A 12,433-nucleotide genomic window follows, 5' to 3' on the forward strand; every position below is an offset into this window, starting at 1 on the left:
GGCAAGATGCCAGTTCCACGCAAGATGCCCATTCCACAGAGAATCGCCAGCAGCCGTGAATCTATATCATCAGCCACTGCCCACCCTACTGCTGTCATGGATTGGCAGATGCGATCGCGCTTCTAGGCTAACTGTAGTATTTGTGGAGTTGGTAACTCTTTATTAACTTGGCTATAGGCTTACAAATATAAGCGATGGCGGCGTAAAAAAGGAGTATTCCTCTATGGTAACTCTTTCCCCGACTCCCGACTCCCGACTCCCGACTCCCAACTGCCAACTCCCGACTCCCTGTTCCCTTTTTCCATCAATTCTGTATACTTTAGTAGCAAACAAATTTTCTAATTGTTTAATGAACATAGGGATTTTATACACAGGGGGCACGATTGGTTCTGTGCAGGGACCTGATGGGCTGTATCCACTAGATACTGTTGGTTTCCAAAAGGCGTTTGATGAGAATATTTTGCCGATTATTCAAAGTCAATATCCCGATTGTACCATTGGTTATATTGATATCGGGTTTGGTCCGAATAACAGCACTCTCGACAGTACCAACTTGCAGCCGAAAGACTGGTGTACAATTGCGATGGCAATCCTAGAAGCCTACGGCAGCTATCAGGCTTTTATTGTGCTCCATGGCACGGACACCATGGCTTGGACGGCTTCGATACTGTCGTTTTTGATGACGGGGCTGGATAGCGATGGCAACTATAACGCTTTGTTGAGCAAGCCGGTGGTTGTGACTGGGTCCCAACTGCCACTATTTGTAGAGAAAGCGGACTCTTCCTATACTGTACGTTTCAACACCGATGCACTCCAAAACGTCTGTGGTGCCGTAACCTCCTGTTGTGAAGGTGTACCTGAAGTTTGTCTGTACTTTGATTCCACCTTAATGAGGGGCAATCGCACGGTCAAGACCAACGCCAGTGAGTTCAAAGCCTTCTCCACTCCCAACTATCCCAATATTGGGGAATATGGGTTAGAGTTTGACGTGAACAACAAACTCGTGCGCCCCTTGCCCACAGACCCCTCCCTGGCACTCTCTGTCCAGGGCGAGCCTGCTTATGACGCTTTATTGGCTCAACTAACCTACATTAACGATAATATTAACGACACTACCGTTCTTCCCTTTTCCGCTTTCCCCGCCTATTATGATGTCTCTACTGACCCCAATACCAGCGTACTTGGGGATATGCTGGCGGCCTGTATTAATCAGGGAGTAGATGGTTTAATTCTGGAGTCTTATGGGGCAGGGAATTTCCCTTCTGGCAATCCAGACACTCCTGAGAATGGGGCGATTTATAAAACTCTCCAAGAAGCTAATAACAACGGTACGGTGATCGTTGACTGTACACAGGTTCTCAGCGGGATTGTCAATTCCCAGACTTATGCAGCAGGTTCCTGGCTGAGTCAGGTAGGAGCAGTTGGTGCTTATGATATGACCCCAATTGCGGCTGCCAGCAAGCTGACTTACTTAAAGCTCTTAGCTAAATACTATAACTGGGATCAATACAAGATTAAAGAACTGATGATGACCAATCTCGTCGGCGAGATTATGGATGTCAACGTTCTCGATGCCAGAGGAGAAGGCTTCTTAGCGCCGGGAGAGACGATTATGGCTCTTGATGGCACTGCCATTTTGACCAACGAGCCCGGACAGGGTCCAGTCTTAAGTGGCACTAGCTTAGAACAGCCTTTCGTTTTGCTTGAGGATCCCAGCTCTGCCAAGTTGCCCGGTCAATTGCATATGCAAGAAGACGGTCAATTAATCTTCTATGACCGGGACAACCAAGCTGTTTATCAGGCACCGGCGCAACCAGATCCTGACACCCGCTCATCCAAGCTGATCCTAGAAGGTGAAACTACTGATGGTGGCACCAAACTTTATATCCAGAATTACGGCAAAGAGCCTGTCTATATTTATCCCGAACCGATTTCCCCCGAACAGTCCCAGGGTAAGGGCAAACATAAATCCCAGGGTAAGGGCAAGAAGAAATAATATCAAGTCCGCTTGAATATCCATAATTAACGGTAGGGTGGGGAGATGGGGAGATGGGGAGATGGGGGAGATTTTGATTAAGGGGAATTATCCGGATATGATAATTAGAATCGTAGGGTAGGCAGTGGCTAAGGGGATTAGCAAGCTTGGTAAATCTATCTGATCCACTGCCCACCAGGTAATTATCCGGACATGATAATTAGAATCGTAGGGTGGGCAGTGGCTAAGGGGATTGGCAAGCTTGGTAAATCTATCTGATCCACTGCCCACCAGACAGGAACTACGGGATACTCCATCAGGAGACCCTACGGGATTGACTGATCAGGGAACAGATAAAAAATATTGTCTACCTCATTAGGCTAGAAACTGTTTTAGTTGAATTCAAGAGTACAAAATTTATAATCCTAGGGTGGGCAGTGCCTATTAATGGGGACCCTAGCTATTATTATCAGTTTCAAGCACTGCCCACCCTACCTAACTTTTTCGATTGTGATTAATCCTGAGGTGGGCTCAAAACCTTACTTAGTAAGGGCTATGGCGATTATTTTATACTAATTTATCATAGCCACCCTAGGAGAGCCAAAATTGATAATCCTAGGGTGGGCAGTGCTATTAATGCGATCGCTATCTGTTTTTATTGGTTTCAAGCACTGCCCACCCTACCTAACTTTTTCGATTGTGATTAATCCTGAGGTGGGCAGTGCTATTAATGCGATCGCTATCTGTTTTTATCGGTTTCAAGTACTGCCCACCCTACCTAACTTTTTCTAGGAGAGCCAAAATTGATAATCCTAGGGTGGGCAGTGCTATTAATGCGATCGCTATCTGTTTTTATTGGTTTCAAGCACTGCCCACCCTCCCTAACTTTTTCGATTGTGATTAATCCTGAGGTGGGCAGTGCTATTAATGCGATCGCTATCTGTTTTTATTGGTTTCAAGCACTGCCCACCCTCCCTAACTATATCAGGTAATAGCTAACGGCTAAACTAAGGAAAAACCTAACCATAAATTACACATAATTTATTTAAAAAAATGGGATACACAATAATTGTAAATAAATGTAATAATAATTAATTATCCCTTGCATTTTTTCAAGGAGTTATGTATAGTATAGAAAGTAGACGCTGAAACTAATAACCGCGCTGGATATGCCCGTTAACCATCCCCAGCGCGGCTTTCCTCCCAACGAAGTAGGAGCTACTTCCATGATGGCATCAAAAAATCACGATTATCTATCCTGCCGTGGAATGGGCATCTTGCCCGTTCTTTCGACTTTTGGTAGCGGACCCGGTAAGTACCATGGGCATGTTGTTGTGGCACGGGCATGTTGTTGTGGCACGGGCATGTTGTTGTGGCACGGGCATCTTGCCCGTGACAATTATTTTCGGGCGGGCTGTGCCAAGCAGGCGCAAAGAGGCGGAAAATCAGGGCAAGCCTTGTGGTGGTGCGTTACGGGGCTACTGGCTACGAAGTTGAATATGATGGCAAGGCGCGCCCCTAACACACCCTACTTTTTGACCTTGCGGTATCTAATCCTTAATGGGATGGCCTTTCGGCCACGCTACGCGAACGCAAACTGCTGAAACCTAACCAGATTTGATGTATTATTTCCCCTATTACAAATTGAAGTACCTGTGGGTGGACTAACATAAAACTCACCTTAAACCCACCAGACTCAAACCCCCAGGGTCAACAACCTTCAACCTGTAACCTTCAACCTTCAACCTTCAACCTGTAACCTTCAACCTGTAACCTTGGCCAAAGGCCACGCTACGCGAACAACCCACCTGACAAGGAACCCCAAGAGGGAACAACCTTAAAAAAAAAATGGATAAATTCATCTAAGATTCATAGAAATATAATCTGTTTTTGAATAAAATTCAGGAATATTGAAAGAATAGTCATAGTCTAGATCGGGACTATTATAATGTCTTGATTTTTGGGATGCTTATTTTTAATTAAGCAACGAAAAATTCTTCAGTTTTGTCAAAGGTATTGTAGGATGTAGTTTGGGATAAAACCCTAAACTACCAATGCTTTTTTTGATCTGTTAGTGCTTGTTGAATTGTAGCAACACGACTACCTCACTATGACCCAATTGAATTATTGGTTGAAATCCTTAGGAATGCTAACTGTAGCTGTGCTCACTACGGTAACTCCTATTACGTCTAAAAAAGCTAGCGCTAGAACAGTTGCGGACTTAAGGCAACAGGAAAAATCTCTGGAAATTTCTGTCCTTCCTCCAGACACAGATCCAGATTCCATTAAAATCCCTGTTCCCCCTCCCGAAAGCAACAAGAATGGCATTTGTCCGGAGTTTCTGCCACCAGTGATTGACTCGATTATCGATCATCCTTCTTTTGCCAGAGGTAAATGGGGGATTTTGGTTGAATCGTTATCGGAAGAGAAGATTTTTTACAGCCACAATGCTAATCAATACTTTATCCCTGCTTCTAACATCAAACTATTAACTACAGCGGCAGCATTAAACAAGCTTCATCCCAATACTCCGATTCGCTCTAAGTCAATGGAAGAATGGGTAAAGATAACGAATCTAAAAAGCCACAATAGCTATGCTGATACCTTATTGCGCTATATTGGCGGGTCGGAAGTAGTGCAGGATGCTTTGGCGGAATTGGGAGTTGACCCTAATAGTTATCGACTGGTAGATGGGTCTGGCTTATCCCGGAAAAATTTAGCGACTCCAGAGGTATTTGTAACCACTCTCAAAGGGATGAGTGATGCCAATAATAACGAAGTTTTCCTAGCCTCTTTACCGGTTGCAGGAGTGAGCGGTACCCTCAAAAATCGGTTGCGTCATCCCTCTACACAAACCAAAGTTCAGGCCAAAACCGGCACCCTCAGAGGAGTGAAAGCTCTGTCTGGATATCTAGAACATCCCGATTACGGAACTATTGTATTTAGCATCATGGTTAATCAACCATCCCAGTCAGGCAAAGTCTTAGAAAAAGGAATTGATCAGATTGTTCTGCGATTGACTCAGCTGATGCCTTGTAGTTGATAGAGAGTGTGGGGCGGGGGCGCGGGGAGATGGGGAGATGGGGAGATGGGGAGATGGGGAGATTTTTATTAAGGGTAATTATCCGACTCCCGACTCCCGACTCCCGACTCCCGACTGTCTAATCCTTCAAACTAGTCTTCTCCCTATTCCCTATTCCCTATTCCCTATTCCCTATTCCCTATTCCCTGCAACAATCCGATCAAAATACCAATTCAATACCGGAGCGAGCAAACTATGAAACCGGCCTAGTAATCTCATCTCGAATCCTGGCATGATCCCAAACTGCTTTTTCTCAATACCTCGTACAATCTGATTCGCTACAGCAGTTGCACTCCACATCTGGGCACTGCCAGTAATCATCTTAGTTTCCAGGGGCTTAGTTTTATTTTCTGCTTCCAGTTGTGGGGTATCGGTATCGGGAGGATAGACAATAGAAACATGAATGCCTTGGGGCTTTAACTCACCCCGTAAGGATTCCGTTAAACCCCGCAGGGCAAATTTACTGGGACTGTAAGGGGTATAGCCATAAATACCAATCAGTCCAGCACCGGAAGATAGCAGTACAATATGACCCTTGTGTTGCTTTACCATGCTGGGTAGTACTGCTTTAATTGCATAGAGGGAACCAAAATAGTTAACTGCCATGGTTTGTTCAAATACCTCTATGGGCAGCTCTTGGAAGTAACCGGGATGAGCAATACCAGCGCTAGTGATTAATAGGTCAGCCGGACCGATTTGGTCGATTGCTTGCTCAATGGCTGTTTCTACCTGTATCTGCTGGGAAACATCAGCAGAAATAGTTATAATTTTTGCTTGCGGATCTGTTCCCATCCCTTCAATCTCGACTTTAGCCTGCTCTAGCTTAGCTGTATCCCTAGCAATCAAGGTCAGATTAGCTCCCTTCTGGGCTAATAATTTGGCAGTGGCTTTGCCAATCCCACTGGAACCCCCTGTGATAATAGCGTGCTGTTGATTGAAGGTCATGGTTGAGTCTATTCCGAAGGAGCCTTAATTTTTAAGGGAACAGGGAATAGGGAACAGGGAATAGGGAACAGGGAGTCGGGAATCGGGAGTCGGGTCGCACCTGTAGAATGGGCATCAGGCGTGGAACTGGCATCTTGTGTAGAACTGGCATCTTGCCAGTTTCCTCCTTATTTTGGGGCGGGCAGGATGCCCACTCTACTCCTATTCATTCCAAGACTGACGCAACGTTTTGCGATCGCACTCTTATCTAGCAGTTGTGATCGTCATCAGGTACACCAATTTTTGCCCTGTTCCCAGATCCGCTGTTCCCTAAAGAATGAATTATGCGATCGCGGATTCGCTTACCGCCACTTCCTCATTCTTAGCCGGTAAAGGTGCTGGTTTATTAGTCATAAATTCAGCCAGCTGAGCCTCAATTTGGTCACGGACAATTTGGCGATATTCCAGGAAGTGTTCTGCGTAGGCACAAAGTACAAAGAAAGAGCCGACCACTTTCGGTTTCTGCTGAATCAGCTTAAACAGACTCTTCCAGAACGTCCAGCGGGTCTTACGGACAACCCCTTGTCGCCAGCATATGGTTAGTAGCGCCCGGATAGTTATCCAATCGATCGGACGAGATACACCATGCCTTGGTAGACCCAGCTTCATCAAGTAGTTGTAGATGCGGTTTAAAAATCGCTCTGGGTCATACAGTCTCCAAAACGCCTCCACATATTCACGAGCAATTTCTTCCACAGGCCGAGTTGGCACAAAATTGAGCAAAGTCGTTTGGTTAATATTAGCCCCACCATCGATAAGTCGTCCTTCTTTCTCAAGGCGATGCCACAGAGCAGTATTAGGCAATGCCTGCAACATACTAAAAAAAGCAATAGGAATCGACGTTTTCTCAATAAACTGGACAATGCGATCGCCTGCGCCAGGTTTTTCCCCATCAAAGCCCATGATAAACCCAGCCATCACCCTGATACCTGCCTGGGTAATTGCATCCACCGATTCACTCAGAGAATCCCGAGTATTTTGCAACTTTTTAGTCAGGGTAAGGCTGTCTTCATCAGGAGTTTCAATGCCCAAAAAGACCGCTTTAAAATTACAATCGACCATCAGGTCGATCAGTTCTTGGTCTTGAGCCAAATCCACGGAAGCTTCTGTGATGAAGTTAAAAGGATACTCGTGTTCAGCCATCCAGACTTTCATGGCTTTCAGCAGAATCTTGACATTGCGCTTATTGCCAATAAAGTTGTCATCGACTAGAAAAATCCCCCCTTGGAAATTCAGTTCTAAGAGGCGTTCTAGTTCAGCTAACAACTGCTCGGGAGTTTTGGTGCGGGGTTTGCGACCGTAGAGGACAATAATATCGCAGAATTCGCACTGAAATGGACAGCCCCGAGAGAACTGGATTGCCATAGTGTCATAGGCTTCGAGGTCGAGAAGATCAAAACGGGGGATTGGGCTCTCCGTCACATCCGGCTTCTCACCATTGGCACGAAACACCCCTTGACTCTCGCCCCGTTCAATCGCTGAGACAAACATCGGTAGGGTAATTTCCCCTTCATCCAAAATCAAGTAATCTGCCCCAGCCCCTTCAGGTTCGTGGGGTGAGGTGGTCGGGTAAGGACCACCAACGGCTACCTTTTTCCCACGGCGCTTAGCTTCCTGAATTTGCTCAAGAAAATCCTTTTTCTGGACGATCATACCTGAGATAATCACTATCTCAGCCCAATCCCATTCTGCCTCCGTTACCTCACATACATTGCGGTCAACCAGTTTAAAGGACCATGTCTGAGGTAATATCGCCGCTACTGTCACCAAACCTAGGGGTGGCACCAGTGCCTTGCGATTCACCAACTCAATGGTTTTCTCCATTGACCAGAAACTTTTCGGAAACAGAGGATATAGCAGTAAAACTCGCATAAGTGGCACCTGAAACGATAGTTAGGTTTTCCGGAATTGATTTATCAGAATGTATCAATTGATCACAGCTGGCTTAACTTAACCAGAGTTGGAAAGATGTCGTTGGCGGATTGCCTGTCAGCCACTAACTATTAGGTTAGGTAAATATTAGGTAGGTAACGGGGTGGGAGACTTTTCCCGAGTTAGTTAGTTGCTAAGGCTTGCTAATATATATAGTCTGATCCCCCAGTTAATTCCCACTCAATTCGCCAACGGGATTTTTAATCTGTAAGTTGCCAGTTTTCCCTTAGATTTACCTGTCAGTAGTTATACTTAGCAGCGGCCTAAACTGAGCTTTCGGCCTCTTCTCCCCCCGGTGTTTTGGGGAAGCTCTTCCCCCCCTTGTTAAGGCTCTTCCCCCCCCTTGTTAAGGGGGGATGGGGGGGATCATCAATTAGCTCAAGTTATGACCGTATCCAGTATTGCTACTATTTGATAGTTAATCTAAGGGTGATTTCTGGGTACTATCGTCCTGCTGGAGGTTTGCTACTTCTTGAGCCAGGGTGTTCACCGTAAAGCGAATTTGCTCCTCCGTATGGTTACAGGTGATAAAGAAGCGCAGGCGGGCAGCATTTTGTGGCACCGACGGATAGAACATAAACGGGACATTGATGCCACGCTTAAAGAGATTCTGAGAGAGTTGTACCGACTTCAACGCATCCCCCACAATAATTGGAATCACCGGAGAGTCTTTACTGGTCCCTGTGTTCAGTCCCTGTTTCTGGGCTAATTCTAGGAAAAGTTTAGCTCGCTGGTGCAACAGTGCAACTCGCTCTGGTTCTGCCTTGAGTAGCCTTATGGAAGCCAGCACCGAGGCTGCATTAGGGGGAGCTATGCCAACACTATAGACAAATCCCGGGGAGGTATACTTGAGGTATTCTACCACAGCAGCGCAACCAGCAATATAGCCACCGCAGCTAGCGAAGGACTTGCTGAGGGTACCCATCCACAAATCTACATCAGTGGGATCAACCCCAAAGAACTCACCAACCCCTCGACCCTGTTTGCCCAGTACCCCGATGGAGTGAGCTTCATCTACCATCAGGAAAGCTTTGTGGCGTTTCTTGACTGCAATGAACTGGGGCAAGTCGGGAATGTCGCCATCAGTACTGTAAACCCCTTCGATCACAATCAGTACCCGTTGATAGTGGTGACGACGCTCCTGGAGTATTTTATCCAATGCCTGACAGTCATTATGAGGAAATGCAATAATGCTCGCTCCCGACAGGATGCATCCCTGTAGAATACTGTTATGGCTCAGAGAATCATGTAATATTAGGTCGTTTTTGCCAAATAGGTGACTAATAGTCGTTACGTTAGTAGCATGCCCGCCCACATAGACGATACTATCCTCAGTACCAATAAAGTCAGCAATTTCTTTTTCGAGCTCTCGATGTAAGGGTTTTTCCCCTGACAACAGACGGCTAGCACAGGCGGAGGTACCATAATGATCAATGGCTTCCTTTGCTGCTTGAGAAACAACTGGGTCACCGCACATCCCCAGATAATTATAGGTGGCATAATTAATCAATTCCCGGCCACCAATCTCTGTGGTGTTGTTGACTACCCGTTCTTGGGGGGTAAAGAAAGGGTTGTTGACCCCCAGCGCTTTGATTTCCTCCTGTTGCAATTGCAGTTTGCGGTATTCTGGGTATAGGTGGAAATGGTGGTATTCCGGTGGGATATCTTGATTGTCTAGCTTTTCTACATCTTGATTTGGAATTAGACCGTTTTTGGCCGATATATGACCATTCGTTTCCCGTATTGACCTCCCTGACGAGGTTTCTAGGTGAGCTTGTGAGTTTCCTGTTGGTTGTTTAGCAACGTATTCGGCCAAATACTCAGCCAATGCCTCAATATTGTTGTGATCCCATAAAAGCGTTGGGGAAAGCCGATGTCCGAGGAAATTCTCCAGCTCTCCGGATAAGTTAACAGCTTCAATAGAATTCAAACCATAATCGGTAAAATCCCGATGAATATCGATTTCTTGGGCATCCAGCTCAAGTACTTCTGCTAGCTTGGACACTAACCAAGTCGCAATGGCTGATGCTCCTTGAGATAATTTTGGGGAACTGACGGTAGATTTGTGATCACTCGTAACCACAGTGGCCGGTGAGCTTTCTTTCCCGTTCCAGACCTGGTTCAACAATTCCATGTTGCACTCCTTCACCACACTAAAAGATTAGATCACCCAACTCCAGTTACTGGCACTGGGTGATCGTCTGCCCTTACCCCTCCATGACTTTTAGGTCATTGAGCCTAGTTGTGAACCTTCAACCTCAGCTAATAATGTTCTAAACAGAGATTATGCCTCTATTTCGGTCTAGTTGTCACTCTTGAAGCCAATGAATTGCTATTTTCGGGGTTGACTTGATGGTTATTTTGCCATGAACTCCTAAAACTTGGGAAAAATTCTATGAATCAAGTCAAGTCTACCCTCTTGCGGCGATAGCGTTTGACAGGTAAGCTATTTGGCATCGAAAAATCTGCATCTTACGAAACACATTTTGTTGATTGGGTCTGGTAACCTCTAGGCTTGGTATGAGGGGAAACTACCCAGGGATAATCCGCGATCGCATAATGGCAAACCATAAACCTAAATACTCCAACTTAGTCGATCTCGTGGTCGATAGAGCACTACACCAACCTAACCAAATTGCTTACACTTTCCTAGCAGACGGGGAAACAGAATCTGGTCATCTGACCTACCAACAGTTAGATCAACAGGCCAGAGCCATTGCTGCTCAGCTACAGTCTCTAGTTGCCGCTGGCTCCCGTGCCTTATTAGTCTACCCCTATACCGCTGGTTTAGAGTTCATTGCCGCTTTCTTTGGGTGTCTGTATGCCTCAGTTGTAGCAGTGACCGCTAATCCCCCCCGGTCGAAGCAGGCTATTTCCCAATTACAGCAGCGGGTCATTTCTTCCCAATCCACAGTAGCGCTTACTACCACAGACCTCTGGAAAAGAATCCAGCAGCAGTGTAGCTCGAATCCAGAATTAGCTCCAACCTTAACTGAACTGTCCTGGATAGAAACCAACGAAATTTCCCCGTCTCTAGCATCAGACTGGATTGAAACCGAGCGCCGAGATCAGGATAGCTTAGCCTTTCTACAGTACACCTCAGGCTCCACCGGTAAGCCAAAAGGGGTAATGGTGACCCATGGCAATATCCTGCACAATTCAGCGTCGATCTATCAGTCCTTCGAGCATACCCTCAACAGTCAAGCGATAATCTGGTTACCCTTGTTTCATGATATGGGGTTGATTGGTGGTGTGATCCAGCCGATCTATGGGAGATTTCCGGTTATACTGATGTCACCAGTAGCCTTGATTCAAAAACCAGTTCGCTGGCTCCAAGCCATTTCCCGCTATAAAGCCAGAGCCACTACCAGTGGTGGTCCGAATTTTGCCTATGACCTATTATGTCGTCAGGTAACTCCCGAACAGATTGAAACTCTAGACCTCAGCAGTTGGGAGGTAGCCTTTTCCGGTGCTGAACCGGTTCGAGCCGAAACCCTAGAACGGTTTGCCAATATCTTCGCCCCTTGTGGGTTTAGACCAGAAGCATTTTACCCTTGCTACGGTATGGCTGAAACCACATTATTTATTTCCGGGGGATTGAAAGCTAACTCTGCTGTGATTAAGTATGTCGAGCAAGGTGCCCTAGGAGAGAATCGGGTGATAACTGCTACTAAAGACCAACAGCAAACACAAGGGATTGTCAGCTGTGGTCAGCCTTGGTTGGATGATCAGTTGGTAATTGTTGACCCGGAAACCCTAATAGAGTGTCCAGAGAATAAAGTTGGCGAAATTTGGGTATCTGGTTTAGGTGTGGGCAAGGGCTATTGGAATCAACCAGAGGAAACAGAACGCACATTCGGTGCCTATATAAAAGACACTGGCACTGGACCATTTCTGCGCACCGGAGACTTAGGATTCCTAAAAGATGGGGAACTCTTTATCACCGGTCGCCTCAAAGAATTGATGATCCTCTGGGGCAACAACCGCTATCCCCAGCATATTGAAGCCACTGTTGAGAAGAGTCATCCAGCCCTGCGACCCAACGCTAGTGCAGCGTTTTCCGTAGATTTAGAAGGGGAAGAACGATTAGTTATTGCTCAAGAGATAAAGCGGAGTTACCTGAGACACTTAGTGGTTGATGAAGTAGTGGCAGCCATTCGTCAAGCGGTAGCCCAAGAGCATATTGCTGATGTTTATGGGATTGTGCTGCTGAAGACCGGAAGTATTCCGAAGACCTCTAGTGGTAAGATTAAACGTCGGGAATGTCGGCTGCGATTTCTTGATGGCACTTTAGAAGCAGTAGGTAAATGGCAACAGAGTCAACAACAGCCGCGTAGTATTACCGATCTGTTGAGCCAGTTGAATGTTGCTTCATCAGAATCCTAGAGTTGTTATTGGGTCAGCTATCAGCTATCAGCTATCAGCTTATGCCCGTAGCGCAATCGGTGATTTTGAATAAG

At 46.1% G+C, this 12,433-nt stretch carries 9 protein-coding genes; 6 read left to right on the forward strand and 3 right to left on the reverse strand.

Annotated elements, in window-relative coordinates; genetic code table 11:
- The first annotated feature begins 223 nt into the window (after positions 1-223).
- The 5 genes from F6K63_RS07240 (at position 224) to dacB (ending at position 5,018) form a co-directional block, all read left to right on the forward strand.
- Entirely contained in the window at positions 224-1,996 is a 1,773-nt protein-coding gene (locus F6K63_RS07240) for an asparaginase (protein ID WP_081431889.1), read from the forward strand.
- Between the two features lie 585 nt (positions 1,997-2,581).
- On the forward strand, positions 2,582-2,767 hold the full coding sequence (locus F6K63_RS07245; RefSeq protein WP_287311457.1) for a hypothetical protein: 186 nt from the start codon (positions 2,582-2,584) through the stop codon (positions 2,765-2,767).
- Positions 2,768-2,778: 11 nt separating this feature from the next.
- Positions 2,779-2,967, forward strand: a complete 189-nt coding sequence (locus F6K63_RS07250) for a hypothetical protein (RefSeq protein ID WP_131827108.1) — start codon at positions 2,779-2,781, stop codon at positions 2,965-2,967.
- Between the two features lie 234 nt (positions 2,968-3,201).
- Positions 3,202-3,579 (forward strand): hypothetical protein, encoded by a 378-nt coding sequence (locus F6K63_RS07255; RefSeq protein WP_287251626.1) that lies wholly within the window; start codon positions 3,202-3,204, stop codon positions 3,577-3,579.
- Positions 3,580-4,085: 506 nt separating this feature from the next.
- Positions 4,086-5,018, forward strand: a complete 933-nt coding sequence (gene dacB / locus F6K63_RS07260) for a D-alanyl-D-alanine carboxypeptidase/D-alanyl-D-alanine endopeptidase (protein ID WP_008185355.1) — start codon at positions 4,086-4,088, stop codon at positions 5,016-5,018.
- 171 nt (positions 5,019-5,189) lie between these two features.
- On the opposite strand, the gene F6K63_RS07265 is transcribed toward dacB, so the two are convergent.
- The 3 genes from F6K63_RS07265 to F6K63_RS07275 all read right to left on the reverse strand — a co-directional run bounded on the left by F6K63_RS07265 (position 5,190) and on the right by F6K63_RS07275 (position 10,107).
- Complete coding sequence (locus F6K63_RS07265; protein ID WP_287311459.1) at positions 5,190-6,002, reverse strand: SDR family oxidoreductase; 813 nt, start codon at positions 6,000-6,002, stop codon at positions 5,190-5,192.
- A 321-nt stretch (positions 6,003-6,323) separates the two neighbouring features.
- The gene (locus F6K63_RS07270; RefSeq protein ID WP_044493448.1) at positions 6,324-7,913 is read right to left on the reverse strand and encodes a B12-binding domain-containing radical SAM protein; all 1,590 of its coding nucleotides are present in this window, start codon (positions 7,911-7,913) and stop codon (positions 6,324-6,326) included.
- Positions 7,914-8,391: 478 nt separating this feature from the next.
- Positions 8,392-10,107: an aminotransferase class I/II-fold pyridoxal phosphate-dependent enzyme gene (locus F6K63_RS07275; RefSeq protein ID WP_287311461.1), complete on the reverse strand. Its 1,716-nt coding sequence runs from the start codon at positions 10,105-10,107 to the stop codon at positions 8,392-8,394.
- 425 nt (positions 10,108-10,532) lie between these two features.
- On the opposite strand from F6K63_RS07275, the gene F6K63_RS07280 reads away from it, so the two are divergent.
- Positions 10,533-12,359, forward strand: a complete 1,827-nt coding sequence (locus tag F6K63_RS07280; protein WP_353812976.1) for a fatty acyl-AMP ligase — start codon at positions 10,533-10,535, stop codon at positions 12,357-12,359.
- Positions 12,360-12,433 lie beyond the last annotated feature (74 nt).

It is taken from the genome of Moorena sp. SIO1G6 (assembly GCF_010672795.1).
Classification (GTDB): Bacteria; Cyanobacteriota; Cyanobacteriia; order Cyanobacteriales; family Coleofasciculaceae; genus Moorena; species Moorena producens.